This is a genomic window from Sphingobacterium allocomposti (genome assembly GCF_008124885.1).
In the GTDB taxonomy this organism is placed as follows: domain Bacteria; phylum Bacteroidota; class Bacteroidia; order Sphingobacteriales; family Sphingobacteriaceae; genus Sphingobacterium; species Sphingobacterium allocomposti.
Genome location: NZ_VNHX01000023.1, coordinates 34466 through 58801 on the forward strand (window position 1 = coordinate 34466; position 24336 = coordinate 58801).

At 46.5% G+C, this 24336-nt stretch carries 18 protein-coding genes; 11 read left to right on the forward strand and 7 right to left on the reverse strand.

All coding sequences use genetic code 11. From position 1 onward, the window contains the following. Window positions 1-245: 245 nt before the first annotated feature. Genes BC792_RS14915 through BC792_RS14930 form a run of 4 tightly spaced genes read right to left on the reverse strand, consistent with a single transcriptional unit; the run spans window position 246 to window position 4750 of the window. Window positions 246-1718, reverse strand: a complete 1473-nt coding sequence (locus tag BC792_RS14915; protein ID WP_148909816.1) for an amino acid permease — start codon at window positions 1716-1718, stop codon at window positions 246-248. A gap of 22 nt (window positions 1719-1740) precedes the next feature. Beyond that, window positions 1741-2445, reverse strand: a complete 705-nt coding sequence (locus tag BC792_RS14920; protein ID WP_148909817.1) for a hypothetical protein — start codon at window positions 2443-2445, stop codon at window positions 1741-1743. Between the two features lie 4 nt (window positions 2446-2449). Then, complete coding sequence (locus BC792_RS14925) at window positions 2450-4399, reverse strand: M1 family metallopeptidase (protein WP_148909818.1); 1950 nt, start codon at window positions 4397-4399, stop codon at window positions 2450-2452. Between the two features lie 3 nt (window positions 4400-4402). Further along, complete coding sequence (locus BC792_RS14930) at window positions 4403-4750, reverse strand: ArsC family reductase (protein WP_148909819.1); 348 nt, start codon at window positions 4748-4750, stop codon at window positions 4403-4405. Window positions 4751-5128: 378 nt separating this feature from the next. Between BC792_RS14930 and fbaA the strand changes: the two genes are divergently transcribed. The 8 genes from fbaA (at window position 5129) to BC792_RS14970 (ending at window position 14987) form a co-directional block, all read left to right on the forward strand. Continuing rightward, window positions 5129-6208 carry a class II fructose-bisphosphate aldolase gene (gene fbaA / locus BC792_RS14935; RefSeq protein WP_148909820.1) on the forward strand — a complete coding sequence of 360 codons (1080 nt, stop codon included), beginning with the start codon at window positions 5129-5131 and terminating at the stop codon, window positions 6206-6208. 123 nt (window positions 6209-6331) lie between these two features. Further along, window positions 6332-7213 (forward strand): tyrosine-type recombinase/integrase, encoded by an 882-nt coding sequence (locus BC792_RS14940; protein WP_148909821.1) that lies wholly within the window; start codon window positions 6332-6334, stop codon window positions 7211-7213. Between the two features lie 14 nt (window positions 7214-7227). Next, complete coding sequence (hpf, locus tag BC792_RS14945) at window positions 7228-7572, forward strand: ribosome hibernation-promoting factor, HPF/YfiA family (RefSeq protein ID WP_148909822.1); 345 nt, start codon at window positions 7228-7230, stop codon at window positions 7570-7572. Between the two features lie 195 nt (window positions 7573-7767). Continuing rightward, window positions 7768-8043, forward strand: coding sequence for a hypothetical protein (locus BC792_RS14950; RefSeq protein ID WP_246155120.1), 276 nt, complete (start codon window positions 7768-7770; stop codon window positions 8041-8043). Between the two features lie 168 nt (window positions 8044-8211). Continuing rightward, on the forward strand, window positions 8212-8739 hold the full coding sequence (locus BC792_RS14955) for a ferritin (protein ID WP_148909824.1): 528 nt from the start codon (window positions 8212-8214) through the stop codon (window positions 8737-8739). 153 nt (window positions 8740-8892) lie between these two features. Then, window positions 8893-11646 (forward strand): outer membrane beta-barrel protein, encoded by a 2754-nt coding sequence (locus BC792_RS14960; protein WP_246155122.1) that lies wholly within the window; start codon window positions 8893-8895, stop codon window positions 11644-11646. A gap of 1 nt (window position 11647) precedes the next feature. Further along, window positions 11648-12613: an NAD(P)H-quinone oxidoreductase gene (locus BC792_RS14965; RefSeq protein ID WP_148909825.1), complete on the forward strand. Its 966-nt coding sequence runs from the start codon at window positions 11648-11650 to the stop codon at window positions 12611-12613. 79 nt (window positions 12614-12692) lie between these two features. Next, window positions 12693-14987, forward strand: a complete 2295-nt coding sequence (locus BC792_RS14970; protein WP_148909826.1) for a GH92 family glycosyl hydrolase — start codon at window positions 12693-12695, stop codon at window positions 14985-14987. A gap of 170 nt (window positions 14988-15157) precedes the next feature. On the opposite strand, the gene BC792_RS14975 is transcribed toward BC792_RS14970, so the two are convergent. Further along, window positions 15158-17800 carry a heavy metal translocating P-type ATPase gene (locus BC792_RS14975; RefSeq protein ID WP_148909827.1) on the reverse strand — a complete coding sequence of 881 codons (2643 nt, stop codon included), beginning with the start codon at window positions 17798-17800 and terminating at the stop codon, window positions 15158-15160. Window positions 17801-17849: 49 nt separating this feature from the next. Next, a complete protein-coding gene (locus tag BC792_RS14980) occupies window positions 17850-18509 on the reverse strand; it encodes a class I SAM-dependent methyltransferase (protein ID WP_148909828.1) in 660 nt (219 codons plus the stop codon). Between the two features lie 285 nt (window positions 18510-18794). Here BC792_RS14980 and BC792_RS14985 point away from each other — a divergent pair, with 285 nt between their 5' ends. Then, window positions 18795-20012 (forward strand): Gfo/Idh/MocA family protein, encoded by a 1218-nt coding sequence (locus BC792_RS14985; protein WP_246155123.1) that lies wholly within the window; start codon window positions 18795-18797, stop codon window positions 20010-20012. A 130-nt stretch (window positions 20013-20142) separates the two neighbouring features. Next, a complete protein-coding gene (locus BC792_RS14990) occupies window positions 20143-21426 on the forward strand; it encodes a Gfo/Idh/MocA family protein (RefSeq protein WP_246155125.1) in 1284 nt (427 codons plus the stop codon). A gap of 402 nt (window positions 21427-21828) precedes the next feature. Here BC792_RS14990 and BC792_RS14995 read toward each other — a convergent pair whose 3' ends face one another. Further along, window positions 21829-22272, reverse strand: coding sequence for a nuclear transport factor 2 family protein (locus BC792_RS14995; RefSeq protein ID WP_246155127.1), 444 nt, complete (start codon window positions 22270-22272; stop codon window positions 21829-21831). A 592-nt stretch (window positions 22273-22864) separates the two neighbouring features. On the opposite strand from BC792_RS14995, the gene BC792_RS15000 reads away from it, so the two are divergent. Next, window positions 22865-24334 carry an ATP-binding response regulator gene (locus tag BC792_RS15000; RefSeq protein ID WP_148909831.1) on the forward strand — a complete coding sequence of 490 codons (1470 nt, stop codon included), beginning with the start codon at window positions 22865-22867 and terminating at the stop codon, window positions 24332-24334. Window positions 24335-24336: the final 2 nt, after the last annotated feature.

Below are 24336 nucleotides of genomic sequence, written 5' to 3' on the forward strand. Positions count from 1 at the left end.
ACGCTGTTAGTATATAATGCAAACGGCAGACATATTGTTTTCTGTTTGCGCGATAATGTAATCTTTTTGCGATAAGGGATCGCAAAGTGATGTCGTTATGGCTGGGTAGTCTATACTACAGGTACAATCGGATGGTGTCAAGGTGGATACACTATGGTCGGCAGGGGCACCAGCAACCAATAGCCGGAGGACTAAAAAAAGGCCGATACCGGAATGCGTATCGACCTTTCTTTTTTTATTTCAGCTTATCCCTTTCGTTGCGCGTTGCGGATTTTGCTGTGTTTCTTTCCGTAAAGAAAATAGATAACCAATCCGATCAGCAGCCAGATGCCGAGGCGTTCCCAGCTTTCGAATGGTAGAGACGCCATCAGCAATATGCAGACGATGATGCCTAAAATCGGGATTACAGGAACAAATGGTGTCTTAAACGGCCGTTCCAGCTCAGGGCTGGTTTTACGTAGCACAAGGATGCCTACGCAGACCAGCGTAAATGCAAATAGTGTACCTATACTTACCATGTGCCCCAGGTCGGAGACAGGAACGAATCCTGCGAAGACGGATACGAAGATCATGAAGATCAGGTTTGTTTTCCAAGGTGTCTGATTTTTTGACAAATCGGAAAACATCTTGGGAAGCAGGCCATCTTTACTCATCGAGTAGAAGACACGGCTTTGACCCAGTAGCATAACGAGAATGACCGAGGTGTATCCAGCAATGATCGTGACGATAAGCGCGGAGTTTAGGAAGGTGTATCCGGTTTTTGCAAACGCTGTGGCGACAGGTTTTGCGTCGCCTTTAAATGCCTGGTAGTTTTCGAGGCCGGTCATCACATAGGAAAACAGCACGTACAGCACCGTACATACGACCAGCGAACCGATAATACCGATAGGCATCCCTTTTTTTGGATTTTTTGCTTCCTGTGCGGCGGTGCTGACAGCATCAAAACCGACAAATGCAAAGAACAGTACGCCTGCGGCTCTTAAAATACCCGTTATTCCGAATTTGCCAAAATGGTCGCTTGTCAAAAACTCCCAGAAGCCAAGCTGCCCGCTCTTTACCATTTCTTCTCCTTCATTGGCCGGGATAAAAGGACTGTGGTTTGCGGCGTCTATAAAGCTCCAGCCGAGAACTATAAAAATCAATACGACGCTCACTTTTAAAATTACCAGCAAGTTGTTAACAGTAGAAGATTCTTTGGTGCCCCTCATCAATAATAGGGACAACAGACACACGATGATGATCGCCGGCAGGTTTATCACGCCGCCCTCCCAGGGCCCTTTTAGAAGTTGCTCCGGGATGCTTATGCCGAAGATCATGAGTAGCTGATTGAAGTATTGGGACCAGCTTACGGCTACGGTGGCGCTGGCGAGTGCGTACTCCAGAACGAGGTCCCATCCGATAATCCACGCCACAAATTCACCCATAGTGGCATACGAGTATGTGTAGGCGCTACCGGCCACCGGTATCATCGACGCAAATTCTGCATAACAGAGACCAGCGAAAGAACAGGCGAGGGCGGCGATCACGAACGATAGGATGACGGCCGGACCGGCGTTTTCAGCGGCCGCAATTCCCGTAAGGGAAAACAGACCGGCGCCGATAATAGCTCCGACGCCGAGCGCGATTAACCCCGTGCTGGACAGGGTGCGTTTAAGGGTGTGCTCGCCGCTCTCCCTAGACTCACTGATAATTTGAGGAATCGACTTTTTGTAAAGCATAATGTAGTGGTTAGTAGTAATTTTATTGTTGTGACTTAAATTTAGCGTATGCGTCGAGGATGTAAATTCTCAGATCCTCCGGAGATGCCGTTTCAATAAATTTCCATGTGGGGCGAAACTGCTCGCGGAACAGCGGAAGTTCCGTTTCGCTGAGTGGCACGACAGCGCGGATCGTCTGGTCGGTGAAGATACGGTCTATTTTTCGGTTTGTTTGCTCTTCGAGCAGCAACTCCAGGTTCTTCCTTGCAAGCTTACTTTGTCGGCCGAACAATCGGGAAGGAGAGAGACGAAGCCCTCCTCTATGTTGCGATGCCTCGGTGACCTGGCCTTCGTTTCGTGCTCGGGCAATTTCGGCAACAAGCCGGCTGTCGGTCAGCCGGCTGACCACCACCTCGTCAATGACGATGCTCTTGTTATCACGTACCAGATAAATTCGTTGCACCCCTTCCTCGTAAATAAATGCAGTATCTACTTCATATCCTGCTTGTGTAAACGTAAGCAGGTCGTTGATCTGCCCCGTGATGACGAAATTTCCGTCGACATCAGAATGGGCCTCCGCATTAGTACGGAGGTTTTTTATCACTACATCTTTTATCCGCTGGCTGCTTTCCAGTTCGTAAACTATCCCTTTAATAGATTTTTCCTGAGCGACCACCTGGCCTGCCAGGCAAACTGTTAAAAACAAAAGGAGTGTCTTCCAACAAGCACGATATACCGTCATCTCCATGGGTCTAATTTTTTGGCCAGACATTGTTTTCGGGATTTACATCAGGATAAACGTTATCAGGGTCGATCACGACTTTCGTCAGCTTCTCTGTGGTTTTTAGTTTAAAGCGCCATGATTTGTTCCGTTGCCATATTTCAACCGGCAGTTTTTTCCGGATTTTGGCACCTGACTCTGTGGTAGCCTCAATAACGACCGGCATTGGAAGTTTTTGCAGGTTATCTATTGTAATCAACGCGCCGTTTTTCGGATCCATATTGTCGTACGTGACCTCCCGTACAGCCTGGTCTAAAAGCCAATTGTGTTTAAACCAGCCGCGCCAGAACCAGGCAAGGTTTTCGCCGGTTTCATTTTCCATTGTACGGAAAAAGTCGTCGGGGGTTGGATGTTTATAAGCCCAGTATTCTATGTACTTACGGAATGCCCGGTCGAACCGCTCTGCACCAACTATCTCGTCGCGCAAGAGGCGTAGTCCGAAAGCGGGCTTGTAATAAGCAAGGATACCGATATTGCGCTCTTTCATATTTTGCGGCGTCGACATAATGGGCTCCAGGCCGGGTTGCGCAAAAGCCCTGGCCATGCTGTTTCTGTTTCCGAACCGTCTACGGTACTCTCCTTTGTTGAATTCTTCTGTTGATATTTCGTTGATAAAGGTGTTGAAGCCTTCATCCATCCAGGCGTGCAGACGCTCGTTACTGCCCACGATCATGGGAAACCAGTTGTGCCCGAATTCATGATCGGTTACGCCCCACAGGTTGCCGGCTTTGGCTTCATGGCCGCAGAACGAGATTGCAGGGTATTCCATACCTCCGACGTTGGACGCTACGTTTACCGCCACGGGATAAGGGTATTCCATCCATTTTTTGCTATAGTGTTCAATAGCTGCTTTTGTATATTCTGTCGAGCGTTCCCAGGCGTTGTTCCCATTGCTTTCAACAGGATATGCAGAAAGCGCAAGGGCAGGGCGTCCGCCGGGCCTGTTAATTTTCGCACCGTCAACGATAAAGGCTTTGGAGGAAGCCCAGGCAAAGTCATGGGCCTGATCGAGTTTAAACTTCCACGTGAGTGTCTTTTTGCTCGGGCGGGAGGAAGCTTTGGCGACCTCTTCGGCCGAGCGTATCAAAACCGTTCTGTCGCTTTGGAATGCCTGCTTGTACCGGGATAGCTGTTCGCTGGTCCATACTTCTTCAGGGTTCAGCAGTTCACCGCCTGCGACAACAATATGGTCTGCCGGCGCCGTAATATCAACAGTATATGATCCGAATTCAAGATAAAATTCTCCCGGTCCTGTGTAAGGTTCAGTGTTCCAGCCGATAATGTCGTCATATACACATACTCTTGGATACCACTGTGCGATGGTATATATTTTACCGTTCTTTGTGGTAAGGATGCCGGTACGGTCAGCCCCGTACTCGGGAACAGTGTATGAAAAATCCATTTTAAAGGTGATGGAGTTGCCGCCAGCCTGTAGGGGCTTTGGCAGTTCTAGTCTCATACGTGTATCGATGACCTCGTACTTGGCTTCCGTCCCGTCTTCAAACCGGATATTACCTAGGGAGAACCCTCCGCTAAACTCGGAATCTGAGGAGCCGTAGCGACTGTCTTCCAAGGGAAGAACCGCCTGTCCACGGGAATTTTCGTGAAAGAGATTCTGATCCAGTTGAAGCCATATATGGTTCAGTTGGTCGGGACTATTGTTTGTATAGTGTATGGATACTTGACCCGTTACGCGGTCGGAGAGGTCGTCTAGCGACGCTTTAATGGCGTAATCTGCACTGTTCTGCCAATAGGCATGTCCCGGTTTTCCGCTGGCGGAACGATAGGGAGTGCCGTTTTGGGTGTAAAAAATGGGGTGAAAAGCTTCCGTGTAATCGTAGACGCTCGTGTTCTGTGCGGGCGACTTTCCTATGGCCAGACAAGCCAGGAAGAAGAATGCATAAATGATTTTATTGGTCATGGGCTACTGTAATTTTGATTGATATTCCTGTTCGTCAAATCCCAAAATGATACCTTCCGAATATTCTATTAATGGTCTTTTAATCATACTGTTGTTTTTCAAAAGCACCTCGTTGGCGGTTTGGGCATCGTTGACTTTAGCTTGTTCGCCGGGGGTCAGTTTTTTCCAGGTTGTACCTTTCTTATTGACCAGTGCATCCCAGGAAACGATCTTTTGCCAGGTTTCCAGCTGCTTTAACGTAGCCGGTTCTTTTTTGTAGTCGTGAAATGTATACGCTATTTGTTTTTTTTCGAGCCAGTCGAGGGCTTTTTTTACTGTATTGCAGTTTTTGATTCCGTAAACTTGTATCATAAAATGTTCATTCCTTTTTTCAAACAGATAAAGATATTAATATATTCCTCTATAACAAAGAAGTTCCTGACGGCAGAAGAAGAGCTCGCTAAAACGCTTTATATACAGCGCGATTTTTTTGCATTTAAAAAGTACGTTACTTACGTGGTCCCGCTCTCTAATAAAAGTTTTTTGAACCTATAACGAAACAAGGTATGGGAGCGGACCGCTATAAATTTTAGATGGAGGCAAGATTTACCGCAAAAAAGAGGAAGAACCGCCGGGCCGGCTAGCTCCGGTTTTTCCGGAGTATATAGTGTGCTTTTTACACTAAGGCTTGTGTAAAATTGAAAAAAAATCACTACCTTTAGTGTCAATATTAAAAAATTACAAAAACATATGAGCCTAAAAGATTTTAAAGGTGTTTTGACAGGAGATCAAGTTCAGGAGCTTTTTGAGATTGCTAAAACACATAAATTTGCTTTGCCAGCGGTAAACGTTATTGGAACAAACTCCATTAATGCTGTTTTAGAAACGGCAAAAGCTGTCAATTCACCGGTGATTATTCAGTTATCTAACGGCGGTGCCCAGTTTTATGCGGGAAAATCGTTGAATAATGATGGTCTTAAAGCGTGTATCCTAGGAGCGGTTTCTGCCGCACAGCACGTACATTTGTTAGCTGAGCATTATGGGGTTGCTGTCATCTTACATACGGACCATGCGGCGAAGAAACTGTTGCCATGGATTGACGGCCTTCTCGATGCCGGCGAGAAATTTTTTGCACAACATGGTAAGCCGCTGTTCTCTTCTCATATGTTGGATTTGTCAGAAGAGCCGATCGAAGAGAATATCGAAATATCCAAGAAATATTTATCGCGCATGAAGCCGCTGGGGATGACTGTAGAAATCGAACTGGGCGTAACGGGTGGTGAAGAAGATGGTGTGGACAATTCGGATGTTGATAGTTCGAAATTATATACGCAGCCGGAAGAAGTTGCTTACGCATACGAAGAACTTTCAAAGGTTTCGGATAAGTTTACTGTCGCAGCGGCGTTTGGTAACGTTCACGGTGTGTACAAGCCAGGAAACGTCAAATTACAGCCGGTGATACTAGACAATTCCCAAAAATATATCCGCGAGAAATTTGGTCTTTCCGCAGAAAAGCCGGTGAACTTCGTATTTCATGGCGGTTCAGGCTCTACACCTGCGGAGATTGCGGAAGCAATTTCCTATGGCGCGATTAAGATGAACATCGATACCGATATGCAGTGGGCATTTTGGGATGGCGTACGTGCTTATGAAGCGAAAAATCACGACTATTTACAAGGCCAGATCGGAAATCCGGAGGGAGAAGATTCTCCTAATAAAAAATATTACGATCCGCGCGTGTGGTTACGCAAAGGCGAAGAAGCGTTTGTTGAACGTTTAAAGCAGGCCTTTAACGAACTGAACGCGGTGGACGTCAACAGTAAGCTGTAACCGTTTACAGAGGTGTCATAAGAGCCGGCGCACTACGCGCCGGCTTTTTTTGTATAAGATCCCGTAAAAATTTGTTTATCTCCTTCTTTTTGCTATTTTTATGGAAGATGAAGGAGGTCAGTGATGAACAAGGATAGATTTTTAGGCTTTTTAAAATTCGAGAAACGTTATTCGCCGCATACCATTACTGCCTACGCGCTCGAGATAGACACGTTTCTGAACTTTCTTGAGGAGGAAGGTATTACCTTTGAAGAAGTGGACCACCGGATCGTCCGTCACTATCTCGCAACAATGAAAGACGCGGGCAAAGAAGCGTCCAGTATTAATCGTTCGATCTCGTCTTTACGTTCTTTCTACAAGTTTTTAGTTAGAGAAGGCCTGGTGGCGACAAACCCTATGCTTCTTGTGAAGGCGCTAAAAACAGCCAAGAGGCTGCCGGTCGTTGTCGAGGAAGCCAAGATGATTCAATTATTGGAGGAGGGGTGTGTTGATCCGGATAACTTCGTGGAAATGCGGAACTTTGTTGTGCTGGAGCTACTATTTGGTACAGGCATCCGTTTGGCTGAACTGCTGGCGATCCGCGAAAAGGATATCGACACCTATAATAAGAAAGTTCTGATTTTCGGCAAGAGGGGCAAGGAGCGGTATGTTCCTATCCATCAGACACTGCTATCGAAAATTCAGGACTATTTAAAGCTCAAATATGCGCAGGATTTTCCAAACAAATCTTCTTACTTAATCGTTACTAAAGAAGGAAAGCAGGCCTATCCCAAGTTGGTCCGGGAAATTGTTCAGGCGTATTTAGGGCAGATCACCTCACAGAAGAAACGCAGTCCGCATGTGCTGCGGCACACGTTTGCTACGGCCCTGTTAAACAACGGAGCTGACCTGAATGCGATCAAAGAACTATTGGGACATGCTGGCCTGGCAGCCACACAAGTCTACACACACAACTCAGTCGAAAGACTGAAATCAATTTATAAACAAGCCCATCCAAAGGCTTAAAAAAAGGAGGAAAAATGAATATTACGGTGCAATCCATCAAATTTGATGCTGATCAAAAGTTGGTTGAATTTATCAAGAAGAAAACCGCTAAGTTGGAACAATTCTTAGATAATATCATCGAGGGGGTATGTTATTTACGGTTGGAAAATGTAGTTGATGAAGCCAATAAGATTGTGGAATTAAAAATGAATATTCCTGGAAATCAGCTATTCGCCAAGGCACAGGCGAAGAGTTTTGAAGAGGCGACAGACGTCGCTGTGGAATCGATTAGACGCCAGATTAATAAACATAAGACAAAAACCCGTACTAACGGAAGTAATCATAAAGAGTTATTAAGCAGTACAGGAGAAGAGTTTTAAGATCGTCCTTCGTATTTATAAAAAAAGCTGATTTCAAAAATCAGCTTTTTTATTTGGATTCAATCTGAATAACCTATATATTTGCTCAGCAAAACTGATATAGCACGAATGATCTGCCCACTAGCACACGTCGAAGAGATTTTTAGTTCCACACATGGAGCTGTTTATCAATGCAGCCGAAAAAACTGTTATTGGTTGGAATTTCAGCAAACAACTACCGCTTTTAGGATCTCAGATTTCTTCCTATTCAAAAAGCGTATCGATGCTATCGACGTTGCCTGCATGCTTGGCGACAGCTCCCGGTCGGCCGACTTCGAAATTCTGATGCCCTTCCGTACCGAACGCTGTTTTATTCTCTCGGTAGAGGACATTCTAAATCTGCGGGAAATTTTGGCCGGTGCGAAGTTTGTCATCGAGTTGAATAGTGAGATTAAACGAATACTCAGAAGCAACGCCGTGCTCGCAATTTGATCCTTTTAATTGTACTGATTCTAAACAAGTTAAGTTGCTTTACCTCTAATTTAGACTTAATTTGTATTGCACATTTTTTAATCATAACTCCTATTCTAGGTTTATCTTTGTATCGAACAATGTGGAGATTACATTGTTAATTAGTAAACAAAGCAAATACTAAGCGATATGAAAGATCTATTAAAATTAAAGTCTTCGTTATCTGAAGAAATCGAGAATATATTAAACGCGCAGGTTAAGGTAGAAGCACACTCATCTGCATTGTATCTGGCCATGTCGTCCTGGTGTGACGACCAGGGGCTGGATAACTCATCTAAGTTCTTTGCCAGACAGGCTGAGGAGGAACGTGAACATATGCTGAAATTGTTTAACTACATCAATAACCGCGGCGGGCGGGCGATATCTCCGGAGATCACAAATATTCCGGTTGATTTTGAGTCGTTCCGGGGCGTATTTGAGCAAACGTTGGAGCAAGAAATGTTTGTCACTGAGCAATTCAACAATATTGCGGATACATGTATGAAGTTGAAAGACTATGTAACGTTCAATTTCGTGCAGTGGTTTCTGGAAGAACAGGTAGAAGAAGAGTATGTAGCCAGAAGGATATTGGAACTGTTTGATGTTATCGGGGAAGAAGGTACAGGACGTTGGGAAATAGACAAACACCTGGTAAAGGTTACCTTCGACGGCGAATAACGCTTTTAAACGTTTTTGATGGCGGGTTGTTTCTAAAGAAATAACCCGTTTTTATTTATACAGAAAATCAATAACTCAACGTTCTTATAGAAACTTTTATTGAAAATCAATTTTTTCGTATATTGATCACTGTCGGGCGAAACGTTTGTTTTTGTGAAGTATTTTAGTCATTTTATATGGTTGGTTGTCTTGAGCGGTTCTCTCGCAATGGGTCTGATGGAGGCGCGTGGCCAGGCGGTGAGCAGACAGATACAGGGGTACGTATTGGACACCGCTCAGATGAAAGTCAAAGATGTGAGCGTGCGGCTGACCAGTTCTTTAGATACGTTAACTACAACCACGTCGGACAAGGGCTTTTACAGCTTTAAAGCGGTGAGGGGAACGGATATCCGGATTTCCTTCAGTATGTTAGGCTATCAGATTGTCACGAAGACAGTACCATCGTATGATCATTCGTCATTCGTGCTGATGCCGAATGTTATATTGACTCCTCAGAGTTCGCTAATAGAGGGCGTGTACGTGGTAAAGACCATTCCGGTAGTTTACGGGGAAGATACCATTCAGTACAATATGGATGCCTTTAAGTTCCGCAGCAATTCACTGCTCGAAGAGGCACTTAAACAATTGCCCGGTATACAGGTATCCCGTGACGGTACGGTTTACGCACAGGGGAAACCCGTATCGTCTGTCCAGGTCGACGGCAAGAAATTCTTTGGTGGCGACGTCTTAACAGCAACACGCAATCTGCCCGCAGATTTTATAAAAAATATACAGGTCATCGATTATTACGGCGATTATGTAACCGACAAGGGGCTAAAGAGTGAGGAATCCGAGAAAATTATCAATATCGTGTTAAAAGAAGACCGCAAGCGCATATCTTTTGGGCAGGTGACCGCGGGTGGCGGAACGAGCGGCCGATATATCGGAAGTGTGGGTATGAACCGGTTTGACGACGGTCAGGAATTTTCGTTGGTGGGATCGATAAACAATACGAATACGAGTTTATTTTCCTTTGGATCGCCCAGTGGCGTCGGCGACAGAGAAAGGTCGCTCTTCGATGCTACCGATTTCGTCGACCCTACCGATGGTGTCAATAATATAAAATCCGTCGGGTTTAATTTTGCTGATAATCTGGCTGAAAACACCTCCTTCAGCGCCAGCTACAGTTTCACGAGAAGAGATAATGTGACGACGGGGAACTCTATTTTACAGTCTAACTATGTCGCAAACCTTATATCTAATGAGGAGTCGTATCAGACGACAAATGATGATAATTTCCACCGTTTGACAGCCGAGTTTAAACATCAATTCAAGAATAAGGACGTACTGGAAATTAATCCGGTGTTTTCTTATAATAAAGTGTACTTTGGAAATAAAAGATGGCGACTGATCAACAATAACAAGGTTACAAACCACGGGGTCTATCAAGACACTTCGTATCAGAAGAATCCGAATCTGGACGTAAATATTCTATATGCGAAAGCTTTCTCAAAGCCTGGGCGTAAGCTGTTGGGAAACGTAGTGCTAAACTTTAACGAACAAAATAAGCTGGAGGATGCCTTGGACAGCTACGTGTCTATTGATTCCTCGACGTCTACACCAACACGGTCGACGTTCGAACAGCAATATTTTATCCAGCAGAGAAGCGGTACAGACGGCATGAAAGCTTCGGTATCGTTTGTGGAGCCGTTCTCGGATTATAGTATGCTGGAGCTGCGTTATGAATACGAGCTGACGGATATGACGGCGATGAGACGGGTAGAGGACAAGCTGAAGTCGCAGGAAACAGATGGATTCTATTTCGTGGATTCTTTGGGGGTAAATTATAACTATAGGTTTAACAGCAATAGGACAGGGTTGACCTACCAATATACGCCAAATAAGCTATTTCGGGCGAACGTTGGATTTGCGGTGCAGCCTATTACGCTAACGGGTTATCTGCCCCGGGAAGACATGCGATATCGGTATACGAATGTCAATGTGGTACCTACCGCCGGCTTTCGATGGCGGATAAACGAAGAACTTGACTGGGGAATAGACTATATGGGAAAAAATAACCAACCCAACTTTTTACATATTATACCCGTTCGCGATAACAGTAATTCCCAGAACATCATCGTCGGGAACCCCGAGTTAAAGGCCGAGTTTTCGAACCGTATAAATACGACACTGCGGAAATTTATTACCTCACGCAATCAGTACTTCGAAACTAACTTTGCCTATAACTATATAGCTAACAAAATTGTATCGGATAAGACGGCCGTTGCGGGGTCCACTATCCAGGAGACCACCTTCAAAAACACAGATGGATACTACGATCTAAAATGGTACTATCTTTTTAACACGCCGTTGTTCAACGAGAATCTGCAGCTGGATTTCAGCGGTACAGCGGATTATTACAACAACTTATCTTATGTAAACGACCGGCGGAACAAAACAAAGCAGTTTATATATTCGCAGTCCCTGCAGTTGCGATATACCTGGAGCGACTATTTTGAATCGATGTTTAATGGTAACTATGTACTTAACAATGCGAGCTATACCTGGCCGTATCAGACGGAAATAACGGCCCATAGTTTATTGCTTAGTGGGGCCACAAGGGGTTACCTGAGCGATTATGTAACGTTGGGTGCCGAGATGTCGCAGCGGTTCAATGCGGGATACGAAAGCAGTTTCATGAATAACAATCCTACTATCATTAATGCGTATCTGGAAGTAGCTTTTCTTGCGAATAAGCTGGCTTTACTGCGCTTTCAATGTTTTGACCTGTTAGATCAGAACAAGAATATGGGGACATATAGTGAATACATCGGTAACGACCTGTATGAAGCGAGGAACAACAGGCTTGGCCGGTATTTTATGGTGACATTAAACATGAGGTTGCAGAAATATCCTAAGAAGAAATAGTATGAAAGCTGTCGTCATTACATCATTCGGAGATGAAAAAGTTTTACAAGTGAAGGAAAGAAGTCTTCCCGATGTGCAGGAGACGGAGGTGCTTCTTGAAGTAAAGGCCGCGGGCGTTAACAGGCCTGATATTTTCCAACGTAAAGGTAATTATCCGGCGCCGGACGGTGTCGTTCAGGATATCCCGGGATTAGAAGTTGCCGGAATAATTAGCTCGGTTGGCAGAAAAGTGACGGAATGGAAAGAGGGAGATGCTGTGTGCTGCTTGGTCGCGGGAGGGGGATATGCCAGTCATATCGTTGTGGATCAGGACATGTGCCTTCCGGTACCGGAGGGACTTAATCTCGCAGAGGCGGCGGCCTTGCCGGAGACGGTATTTACTGTGTGGGACAACGTGTTTCGGCGAGGTGCACTGGCAGCGGGCGAGACATTGTTGGTGTATGGAGGTGCAGGCGGCATCGGCAGTACGGCTATTCAGCTGGCGAAGGCTTTTGGTGCGAACGTTTATACGACAGTTGGTTCGGATCAGAAAGAGGCTTTTTGCAAGGAACTGGGTGCCGACGCCGTTGCAAACTATAAGCGGGAAGATTTTTCGGAAGTATTTAGAAATAAAGAGATCAATGTCGTCCTGGACAGTATCGGCGGTGGATACTTCGAAAAAAATATTGAACTGCTTTCACCGGATGGCAGACTGATCTATATTAACGCGGTGGAGGGCGCGCATGTAAAACTGAACTTAATGAAGCTGATGCGGAAGCGTATAACGGTTACGGGAAGTACACTGCGAGCGAGAGATCTGGCGTTTAAAGTTCAGCTAGCACGTGAGATCCAGACCTATGTGTGGCCCCTTATCGGGACAAGATTCCGCCCCCGTATCTATAAAGAACTTCCCCTGGCCGACGCGCCGGAAGCGCACCGTTTAATGGAAGGAGGGGAAGTTATGGGCAAGATCGTGCTGATTCCTTAGTTGCTAAATACTTTTAGCTATCGGTTTTTCATATATTTTGTTTATTTTAGAAAAATTATATGATAAGCCTATTTAACGTATGAAGTTTAAATTTTTAGCAACAGTTTTACTGAGCGGAAGTATGGCGATGACCCAGGCGCAGACCATCGACAAGGTTGATAAACCGATTGACCTGGTTAGCACGCTTGTTGGTACACAATCCACGTATTTCTTATCGACAGGTAATACCTATCCGGCAATTGCTATGCCGTGGGGAATGAATTTCTGGAGCCCTCAGACCGGAAAAATGGGGGATGGCTGGATGTACATGTACACCGCCGAAAAACTTCGGGGGTTTAAGCAAACCCATCAACCGTCTCCTTGGATGAATGACTACGGTCAATTCTCCATTATGCCTATGGTCGGCGTGAAGACATTCGACCAAGATAAACGGGCCAGCTACTTTTCCCATAAGGCGGAAGTTGCTAAACCTCATTACTATTCCGTATATCTGGCGGATTATGATGTTACGACAGAGATTACTCCAACAGAAAGGGCTGCATATTTTCGCTTTACCTTTCCTAAAACGGACGAGGCATACGTATTGCTAGACGCTTTCGATAAGGGATCGTACGTGGAGGTTATACCGAACGAACAAAAGATTGTTGGGTACTCAACGAAGAATAGCGGCGGTGTTCCGGACAACTTCAAAAACTATTTTGTCCTTCAGTTTGACCGTCCGTTCGCAAATATTTCCACTTTTGCCGACTCTATGCTGGTGGACGGCCGTTACCTTGTGAAGGCCGACCATGTCGGCGCTCTTGTCGGGTTCCAGATAGCAAATCCGGGCGATCAGGTGCTATTGAAAGTGGCTTCTTCTTTTATTTCCCGTGAGCAAGCAGAACGTAATCTGCGGGAGTTAGAGGGGACAGATTTCGACCAACGGGTAGCTGTCGGAGAAAATGTGTGGAACACGGAACTGAAGAAGATAGAGATCGAAGGTGGCTCGATAGACGACATGCGTACGTTCTATTCCTGCCTATACCGCTCTTTGTTATTTCCTCGAATGTTCTATGAAATCGATGCCAACGGTAATGTCGTACATTATTCGCCATACAACGGCGAGGTTCTGCCGGGTTACATGTTTACAGATACGGGATTTTGGGATACGTTCCGCAGTCTATTCCCATTCCTGAATTTGATGTATCCGGAGATGAGCGAAAAGATGCAGGACGGTTTGGCTAACGCCTACCGCGAAAGTGGTTGGCTGCCGGAGTGGGCGAGCCCGGGCCTTAGAAACGTCATGGTCGGTAATAACTCCGCGTCGGTAGTAGCTGACGCCTGGATAAAGGGAATCCGCTCCAAGGACATCGAGACATTGTATGAAGCGCTAAAACACGGAGCCAACAACGCAGGGCCATTGACGGCGGTTGGACGTGCAGGGGCTTCCTACTATAACGACCTCGGATATGTTCCATACGACGTAGGTATTAATGAGAATGCGGCCAGAACATTGGAATATGCATACGACGACTTTGCTATATACCAGCTTGCCAAAGCACTAAATAAACCGACAGACGATATCTCGTTCTACAAAAAACGGTCATTTAATTACGAGAAGTTGTTTGACCCGTCCACAGGACTAATGCGTGGCAAGAACAAGGACGGCCGGTTTCAGGCTCCTTTTAACCCGTTTAAATGGGGCGACGCGTTTACAGAGGGAAACAGCTGGCATTATACATGGTCGGTCTTCCAGGATGTCGAAGGTCTGGCGAAGCTAATGGGCGGACACCGGGCGATGGAAATTAAATTAGATTCGGTATTTAGCTTACCGCCGATATTCGATGATTCCTATTATGGCTTTCCTATTCATGAGATCCGTGAGATGCAAGTGGCTAACATGGGGCAATATGCACACGGCAATCAGCCTATACAGCACATGATTTATCTTTACAACCACGTTGGCGCTCCGTGGAAAGCCCAGTACTGGGTGCGTGAAACGATGAAACGTATGTACTCGCCATTGCCGGACGGTTACTGCGGCGACGAGGACAACGGCCAGACTTCTGCCTGGTATGTTTTTTCAGCGCTTGGGTTTTACCCTGTAACGCCGGCGGTTGATGAATACGTCGTTGGAGCTCCGTTATTTAAAAAGGCAACGTTACATCTGTCCAACGGTAAGAAGATCGTCGTTGAGGCGCCTAAGAACTCAGATTCGAATCGTTATATCCATGCAATGAAATGGAATGGAAAGGGATACACCAAGAATTTCATTAAGCATAGCGAGTTGGTAAAGGGCGCGACATTGTCGTTTGATATGGCCCCGGAGCCAAATAAATCACGCGGCACCGCGAAAGGCGACCTGCCATTTTCCTTGAGCAAAGACGACCGATAAATATTGTGTGTCGTTTTTAGATGGCCCCAAAGTGTAATTCACTTTGGGGCCTTTTTGTTGCCTGCCGAAATTAGATTGATCCGTTCTCCGAGTGTCTGCGGCGACTACTGGCATGGAAGGATAGTGGACCGCCGGTTTCCATTTTCCCAACCCGCGAATGGCAGGGGGAATCAGTCTAGCCTGGCGCGGTTGAGTCTAAGTGAATTGACTATTACAGATACCGAACTCAAGCTCATTGCCGCAGCGGCAATCATGGGCGACATGAGTATGCCCAATCCCGGATATAGTATGCCGGCTGCCACAGGAATACCAATAACGTTGTATAAAAAGGCGAAAACAAGGTTCTGTTTAACATTCGTCATCATTCCGTGGCTGAGGGTAATCGACTTGTTCACAGCTTTTAAGTCGCCTTTAACCAGCGTAACCTCCGCACTGTGGATGGCAATATCGGTTCCCGTTCCCATGGCTATTCCGACGTCCGCCTGTGTTAGTGCCGGGGCGTCGTTGATCCCGTCTCCAGCCATTGCTACGATGTGCCCCTGCTGCTGGAGCTTCTTAATTTCATTTAGCTTGTCGGCAGGAAGCATGTTCGCTTTCCAATGTCGAATACCCGTTTTTTTGGCCACGGCCTTTGCTGTGTTCTCGTTGTCGCCGGTAAACATTAGCACGTCAATACCGCGTTTCTGTAAACGCTGTATTGCTTCTAGGCTCGTTTCTTTTATTTCGTCCACAATGGAGATTATTCCCGAATATACCCCATCAATCGCGAGCAAAGAAATACTGGGGCCGTCTTCTGCGATTTTACGGATGTCATCCTGCGACGCATCAGGAATGGTAATATTGTTTTCTTCCAACAGTCTTTTTGTCCCTAGCAACACCCGCATATGGAAGATGTTCGCAGCGACACCTTTTCCGGCAATATCTTCAAAGTTCGTGACATCGAGGAACTGTAATCCCCCGCGCTGGGCACAATCCACCATGGCTTGGGCCAATGGATGCGAACTGTGCCTGTTAATCGATGCGGCGATCTGAAGTATGTCATCTTCTTTAAACCGATGGCTATCTGTTGTCGACACGTGCGCGACTGTCGGACGACCTACGGTCAGCGTTCCCGTTTTATCGACAATCAATGTGCTTACTTTTCGCAATGTTTCCAATGCTTCGGCATTTTTTATGAGAATGCCGCTTTTAGCACCTTTGCCGATAGCGACCATAACCGACATGGGAGTGGCAAGTCCCAGGGCGCATGGGCATGCTACAATAAGCACAGCAAGAAGATTGGTGAACGCGAAGGCGAGGCTATTATCTATGCCGCTATAGTACCAGATAATGAATGTTGCTGCAGCTACAGCCATCACCACGGGGACAAATATTCTAGCTATTCGGTCGGTAACCCGTTGGATAGGCGCCTGGCTCCGACTGGCCTCGCTTACAAGCTGAATGATTTGGGCGAGAAGGGTGTCGGTGCCTATGCGGGTTGCTTGCATCAGGAATGCCCTGTTGCCGTTGATGGTACCGCCTATCACGGCGTCTCCTATATTTTTTTCCTGTGGAATGGGCTCGCCCGTTATCATAGACTCGTCTACACTGCTTGTCCCTTCGATGACGGTTCCGTCGATCGGCACCTTATCGCCGGGACGGACGCGCAGGACGTCCCCGACACCCACAGCCGATACGGCCACTTTCGTTTCATCGCCATCCTGAATCAATATCGCTTCTGCAGGAGACAATTTAATTAGCTCCTTTATCGCAATATTGGTTCTGGCATGAGCTTTAGCTTCCATTAGCTGCCCGAGAAGTACGAGTGTCAAGATCACGCAAACTGACTCAAAATAAAGGCCGACAGCACCATGATGGTCAGCAAACTCCTCTGGGAAAGCGTGCGGAAAGAATAGTGCGGCCAGACTGTATAGGAATCCTGCTCCGGCGCCGAGTCCGATGAGGCTGAACATATTTAAATTCCACGTCCTGAACGAAACCCATGCTCTGCTGAAGAACATCCAACACGTATAGAAGACCACGGGAAGCGTAAGCGCCAGCTGTATATATCCGTTTACGGAAGGGGAAATATAGGTGCTTACGGGTTTTCCCGGCAGCATATCACCCATAGCGAGCAAAAATACAGGAACGGTCAGTGCTACACTTATCCAGAATTTCTTTTTTAAAGCGCGGTACGCCGTATTGTCCTCTTCGGCCTGTATTGCCACCAGATCCATCCCGCAGATCGGGCATGTTCCGGGCTCTTGCTGCACGACTTCAGGATGCATCGGGCAGGTGTAGGTCGTCTGTACTGTTAAGGATGGTATTTTTTCTAAGTTCATGCCGCAGACGGGGCATGAACCAAAGGTGTTATATACTTTATCCCCTTCGCACATCATGGGGCAATAATACTTGCCCGCATTTGATGGGTTGGCCATTTTGGTGTGATGGACGGGTGTTTGCAATGAGGCGGAATCCAGCGATTCGACCGGAACAAGATGCATGTTGCACACCGGACAGCGTTTTTTTTCGTGGTAGATCCTGTCGTGCCCTTCGCAGTACATCGGACAGATATATTGTCCACTTGGGGAGTCTTGCAGATCCGGACGGAGTATGCTGTAGGTGTCGTGCAGCTCCACGATGTCGTAATGGCCCAGGGGCGCAATCCAGTCCCGCAGCTCCTGTAGACTATAGTGCCGCGTGCTTTCAATGTCAGCTGTTCCTTTTTCCAGATTGACGGATGCATCGATGCCCTCCATTTCGTTCAACTTTCGCTGTACCATAGCCTGACATCCGCTGCATGTCATCCCTAAGACTTTATATGTTTTTTTCATAGCTGTTGAATCGGTTTTCTATAATTTATGTTATCTATCGTGTATTGTGCTATACTGTTTTTGTCCACAGGACGGTTACAAACTCCCTGTCCACCAGTTGGCCGTTTTTGCTCTTAATGCGTTCGACGGCCCTTAACGTCTGCGTATGTTTTAATTGCGGTATGTCAGCAAGTGCCAGAACATCTTTGACATCGTATAGCCTAAATCCATGTTTCGTAAAAGGCAATTGGCGCATGAAATCTTTAGTAGCAAAGGTAATGGCCAACCCGCCGTTCGGCTTTAGCAACTTAGCGATAGCAGTAATGAAGAAGGCGGGGCGCTTCCAGAAATAAATACAGTTGACGGTGAGGATATGATCAAACGAACCGAGAGCATTGGGAAAGTTCTCCCCATCATAGTGTAGAAAGTTGACCCTATCGGTACTTATGTCCTTGTTTAAAATCTGTGCCTGCTGCATCATAAGGAGGGATGTCTCCAGTCCCGTGTAGAAGACGCCAAGGTGCTTCGCAAGCAGGTCAGCTACGTGATATGCATTTCCATGGCCTATTTCTAAAAGATGTTCGCCCGGCTGTATATTGAGCGCATCAAGCGCGTGGCTGATCATATTGGCGTTTGTCTCCATCATCATGGTTGCGATTTCGAGGCCTTTTGTTCCCGATGGATGTGCCAGCTGCTCTGCTATATGTTTTAGTTCGTCGTTCGTAGCCATTTTCTTTTTCGTTTTGTACAAATATGGGTAAAACACACGGCCGGAATGTTATACTATTTCGATAAAGTTTTATAAGATTTAGCGGCCAAGTTGTAAAGTTGTGAAGTCGTGAAGTTGTGAAATTGTAAAGTTGTGAGGTTGTGAAGTTGTGAGGTTGCGAAGTCGTGGACTTGGAATGTCGTGAAGTTGTGGGGCTTTTAATTTGAATCACGAAACACGATGTTTTCTTTATGTCCGATAAAATATGTATCTTGTTCTACACTAATCAGCAAAACCGTTTGTTTAATGACTGTATCTAATATTTCAAGAGGGATCAGGGTAGGCGTTATAGGGATAAAAGGGATGGGATGGAGCAATCTCCAGTCTATATTGAAGATTTCGGATGTGACATGTACCGCAATCTGTGATATTGACGACGAAGTGCTGCGTCAGCGCCTGCACGAATTGAAACAACGAAATATACATCCTCAACCTTATAAAGATTATAAACAGCTGCTGGCCGCTTCTGATGTTGACGCCGTTATCATCGCTACACCCGACCATTGGCATTGCCTGCAGGCTACGGACGCCATGAGAGCTGGAAAAAGTGTTTACGTAGAGAAACCTTTGGCTAACTCTATTCAGGAGTGTGACGCTCTTATTGCCGTGAAGAATAAGTACAAAAGTATTGTGCAGGTTGGACAATGGCAGCGGAGTCAGCAACATTTTCGTGACGCCATCTCGTTTGTACATAGCGGGAAATTAGGGAAAATCAGAACCGTAAAAGCATGGGCCTATCTGGGGTGGAAGAAGCGTGTTCCGAAAATGCCTGATACGCATGTGCCCGATGGCGTCGACTATTTAGCCTGGCAGGGTCCGGCCAAGCGGGGACCGTTCAATCCAAATCGCTTTCATTACAACTTCCGCTGGTTTTGGGACTATGCTGGCGGATTAATGACGGATTGGGGCGTGCACTTGCTCGACTATGCTCTTCTGGGAATGCGCGTTTGGGCGCCTAAGTCGATTATGGCGACGGGTGGGAAGTTTGCGTACCCCGAAGATGCCGGAGAAACGCCCGACACGATGACGGCTGTTTATGCGTTCGATGGCTTTAACATTATCTGGGAACACGCCACGGGTATCGGCCGAGGGCCGTACGAAAGGGAGCATGGAATCGCGTTCATTGGTAACAACGGCACTTTGGTGTTAGACCGCAATGGCTGGGAGGTGCTAGCCGAAAACGGGCGGATGGAGCCGGTAAGTATTCAGAAGAAGGCGGATATAGGTCTAGATCTCCATATGGCGAACTTCGTTGAAGCAGTGAGAAGCGGGCGGGAGGAGCTATTGAACGCCCCGATCGAGGCTGCAGCACATATAGCAAAGCTTTCGCATATGGGAAATATCGCTTACCGTACAGGAGGGCGTCTGACGTGGGACCGTAACGATGAGCAGTTTATCGAAACCGACGCAAACAAATATCTGGTTGCAAAGTATCATAACGGATACGTGTTACCAAAGGTATAGTGAACGGGAGAAACCGGCGGCGTTGCTGCGCCCGCGTAAACTAAGCAAGGATGATAGTGCGTTCATATATGTTGTAATCGATAAGTGTCTATGACAACTTATACCGAGCGAAGTACATAATTATATACCAATGAAAAGAAAAGATTTTATCCGGAGTGTCGCTACACTCGCCGCAACGGGACTGCTTTATGATGCCAAGGCCCTCCCTCTGTCGAACTCAAAATTGAAGATCGGGCTGATAGGTGTAAACGGTATGGGCTGGTCGAATTTGAACTCGATACTGAAACTGCCTCATGTCGAGTGTACGGCGCTATGCGATGTGGATGAGCGGGTACTCGATAAACGTATAGCAGAGCTGCGTGACCGGAATATTACCGTCAAACGTTATATAGACTATAAGGAACTGCTGGCAGGCAACACCGTTGATGCTGTCATTATAGCCACCCCAGATCATTGGCATTGTCTGCAAATGGTGGATGCTGTGAAAGCCGGAAAACATGTGTATGTAGAAAAGCCGATCGGTAACTCTATCCGGGAGTGTGAAGTTATGGTTGCAGCGGCCAAAAAATATAAGAAGGTTGTGCAGGTAGGGCAGTGGCAACGTAGCCAGCAACATTTTCGGGATGCTGTCGGGTTTGTGCACACCGGAAAGCTTGGAAAAATCAGACTTGTAAAGGCGTGGGCCTACCAAGGGTGGATGAAAAGCATTCCGGTCAAGCCGGATGAACCCGTCCCGACGGGCGTCCATTACGAACGCTGGCTTGGGCCCGCGGCTAAGCGGCCATTCAATCCGAACCGGTTTCATTTCGAGTTCCGCTGGTTTTGGGACTATGCCGGAGGTCTAATGACGGATTGGGGGGTCCATATGTTGGATTACGCTCTGCTGGGCATGAAGGTTTCGGATCCGAAGTCGGTTATGGCTGCGGGAGGTAAGTTTGCGTATCCTGACGATGCTGCAGAGACGCCCGATACACTGACATCTGTTTTTGAATTTGACGGGTTTAATATACAATGGGAACATGCGAACGGAATAGACTTGGGCCCTTATAATCGTAACCATGGGGTCGCATTTATCGGCAACAATGGTACTCTTGTCGTAAATAGGGAAGGCTGGGAGGTAATTCCTGAGAACGGCAGAATGGACGCGGTTTCATTCCAAAAATCGCAGGACAACGGTTTGGACAAACATATGGTCAATTTTGTAGATGCCATACAGCGTAACAGCCCGACATTACTAAATGCTCCCATCGAAGCCGGAGCTCATATCGCCATCTTTTCACAGATGGGAAATATCGCATACCGGACGGGCAAAAAGCTTTATTGGGATGCTGCCGCCAGGGCGTTCACCGATCCTGAGGCGAATAGGTTATTGACAGCGACCTATCACAATGGGTACCGGTTGCCTGCTGTATAAGATACCGTACTCTTGGGTGCTGGACAAAAACAGCCATGGTAAGTTGAACTGAATAGGCGTTTGGTATGCCCGTGTTTTGAAAATCGATGCCGAAGTGCTATATTTGGAAAGCTGGGGTGTGTTCTGCCTCCTGAGCCGGAACCTACCGGGTCAGGACTTCCTTCAGGGCATCCTAACATCATCATTAATGTAATTGTTTAATATTTCGTAATAGGAGGCGGGCAACATAGCATCGCCTTTTTTAATCTACACTTGAGACGTCAAAGAAACTCGGTGGGGCCACAGGAGAGAGAGCTGCAACAGCACCGTTCTGGTCGGACCGCACGCCGGTTTCACCCCCTTGGCTGTTCTGGTATCGACGATTTCTGGATCGGAAACGGCGGAATAAGTTTCGCCATAATGCTAGGGCAGTTTATATGCCTGCCGCGCCAGGAGTTTCCACTGATTGTTCAATTTGGTCCACGTCAGTACAATACCGAGTTTTATTTCCGACGGACCTTTTCCGGGGTCGTTTGTCTTTGCGTGTAAAGTATGACGCACGATGGCAGTATAGTCCGTTACGTCGATCTGTTCGTCCGACCGCTGTATCGTTTCAAAGACAGAAGCTCCCGACACCAGCGTGTGTATAAACTCTTCCTGATCCTCTATTTTTCCACTGGAGTGCCCATACGAAAGCTTGTCACACGTTAAACGGGCCAGTGCTTCCCGATTGGGTTTTAGCATGGCTTGGATCAGCGCGTCGGTCGCGGCTTTGACGGAGTTCTCTTGTTTGGTCTGTGCATAAGCAACCGACATAGCGATTGTGATCAGCATGGTAAGCGCAACTTTTTTGTATAGGTGTAACATGAGTGGATTATAATTTGTCAGGAGTGAATTTAATAAGTCCGGGACATTCTTCCAAGTATTTCTGATGTTATTTTACGAAATCGATCCCACCACATGTCAAATGCAGGAGCGCGATGGGCGAGACGTTCGTCGGAGGCAGTGGCTAAGTACGGTAAAATGTCGGAAAAACACCTGAATTTCGCGCATCTAATTTGCGGTTTTTACGGGGCTTTATTTTCCACCGGACGTAAACATCGGGAGGCTGAGCAGGGATAGTGCACCCAAGACGAGGAATGGAAAAAGGTGATTCTTCTTAACTATGAACGGGTTGGAATCAGGAGTCGATGTTTTTGCGTATAACGGACTAACCCATTTACAGGGGGCCTGCGTATCTTATCTTAAAATCGGATGGGCGGGGCCGATAATTTGCGGCCGGATAGGCTCTGCTGTTTTTTATTATATTTGAAGGACTTTTCACCAGGACCTACGTTATAGATCGGAATGATATGTCCTTATTAGACTAGTCAAAATTGTTTTATGCGAATGTTTGGGATCAGATGGCGCGCTGTCATACACCCGAACTTTTTTTTACATAAAATACTCTCTTTAAACTATGATTCTAATTGTCGACGACAAACCTGAGAATATCTATTCGCTGAAGAAGTTGTTGGAGCTGAAGGATTTTGCCGTAGATACAGCACTTTCGGGCGAGGAAGCTCTAAAGAAGGTGTTGCGGAACGACTATGCGCTTATTATTCTGGACGTTCAAATGCCGGGCATAGATGGATTTGAAGTTGCGGAGACGTTGTCAGGTTTCAGTAAGACGAAAGATATTCCTATTATATTTCTCTCGGCGGTAAATACGGACAAGAAGTTCATTACGAGGGGGTATGCTTCGGGTGGTATTGATTATGTAACGAAGCCCGTAGATCCGGATATTTTGTTATTGAAAGTCAAGACATTTTATCGTCTATATGAACAGACGCTGGCATTGAGCGAGACACAGCGCGCGCTGCGATCGGAAATCGAGGTACGGAAGCGGGCACAGGCAGAACTAAAGGAGCGGGTCGATCAACTGCACCTTATTTTGGAGTCTTTACCTCAGATTGCCTTTACGGCAGACAAAGATGGCCGGATTGACTTCGTGAACAACAAGTGGTTCCGATATAGTGATTCAGCAAGCGATTTCCCCGTGACACATCCTGATGACCAATCGATATGGGAGGCGTGGTCGGTTTCCATGCTCAATAATCGCCCGTTGGAATTGGAAGTTCGCATCAAAGAACTCTATGCGGACATCTTTCGTTTTTACCTGTTACGCGTCATCCCCATCATAGAAGGGGAGGAAGTCAATAAATGGGTCGGCACTTTTACCGATATTGACGACCGTAAACAAATGGAAAAGAAAAAAGACGAGTTTTTAAGTATAGCGAGCCATGAACTGAAAACGCCATTAACCAGTATCAAAGCTTATGTGCAACTATTGGAACGGGCGATCAAGGACGATCCGAACGACCTGGTTCATAAATATACCAGCAGGGTACAGGCACAGGTGGGCAAACTTAATAATCTGGTGACGGATCTTTTGGATATCTCGAAGTTGGATAACGGCAAGCTTAAAATGAATAAAAAAGCTTTCGACTTTGAGAATCTATTAAGCAACGCGATCGATACTATCCGTCATACACACGACCATGTACAAATCCGGATTGAGCGGGAAGGCGATGTGATTACCCGTGAGGTCGTCGGCGATGAAGTCCGTATCGAGCAGGTATTGATCAATTATCTTACAAATGCGATTAAATATGCACCCCACACCGATCGTGTTATAGTCCGCACAGCTACAGACGACCGGTTCCTCCGTGTGGAAGTGACCGACTTCGGCATAGGTATTCCGGAGCACAAACAAAAGGATATCTTCGAAAAATTCTACCGTGTGGAAGAATCATCATTGAAATTTCAAGGTTTGGGCATCGGTCTCTATATATGTTCTGAGATTATAAGACAGCATGGCGGGCAATATGGGTTGAAAAGCCAGGTTGGAAAAGGATCGACATTTTATTTCACAATACCATTAGACTAACT

Coding starts and splice junctions, on each gene's coding strand:
- BC792_RS15000 (WP_148909831.1), top strand. CDS start 22,865: ATGATTCTAATTGTCGACGACAAACCTGAGAATATCTATTCGCTGAAG.
- BC792_RS14915 (WP_148909816.1), bottom strand. CDS start 1,718: ATGCTTTACAAAAAGTCGATTCCTCAAATTATCAGTGAGTCTAGGGAG.
- BC792_RS14920 (WP_148909817.1), bottom strand. CDS start 2,445: ATGGAGATGACGGTATATCGTGCTTGTTGGAAGACACTCCTTTTGTTT.
- BC792_RS14955 (WP_148909824.1), top strand. CDS start 8,212: ATGAAAGATCTATTAAAATTAAAGTCTTCGTTATCTGAAGAAATCGAG.
- BC792_RS14965 (WP_148909825.1), top strand. CDS start 11,648: ATGAAAGCTGTCGTCATTACATCATTCGGAGATGAAAAAGTTTTACAA.
- hpf (WP_148909822.1), top strand. CDS start 7,228: ATGAATATTACGGTGCAATCCATCAAATTTGATGCTGATCAAAAGTTG.
- BC792_RS14995 (WP_246155127.1), bottom strand. CDS start 22,272: ATGTTACACCTATACAAAAAAGTTGCGCTTACCATGCTGATCACAATC.
- fbaA (WP_148909820.1), top strand. CDS start 5,129: ATGAGCCTAAAAGATTTTAAAGGTGTTTTGACAGGAGATCAAGTTCAG.
- BC792_RS14925 (WP_148909818.1), bottom strand. CDS start 4,399: ATGACCAATAAAATCATTTATGCATTCTTCTTCCTGGCTTGTCTGGCC.
- BC792_RS14930 (WP_148909819.1), bottom strand. CDS start 4,750: ATGATACAAGTTTACGGAATCAAAAACTGCAATACAGTAAAAAAAGCC.
- BC792_RS14980 (WP_148909828.1), bottom strand. CDS start 18,509: ATGGCTACGAACGACGAACTAAAACATATAGCAGAGCAGCTGGCACAT.
- BC792_RS14975 (WP_148909827.1), bottom strand. CDS start 17,800: ATGAAAAAAACATATAAAGTCTTAGGGATGACATGCAGCGGATGTCAG.
- BC792_RS14990 (WP_246155125.1), top strand. CDS start 20,143: ATGAAAAGAAAAGATTTTATCCGGAGTGTCGCTACACTCGCCGCAACG.
- BC792_RS14970 (WP_148909826.1), top strand. CDS start 12,693: ATGAAGTTTAAATTTTTAGCAACAGTTTTACTGAGCGGAAGTATGGCG.
- BC792_RS14940 (WP_148909821.1), top strand. CDS start 6,332: ATGAACAAGGATAGATTTTTAGGCTTTTTAAAATTCGAGAAACGTTAT.
- BC792_RS14985 (WP_246155123.1), top strand. CDS start 18,795: ATGACTGTATCTAATATTTCAAGAGGGATCAGGGTAGGCGTTATAGGG.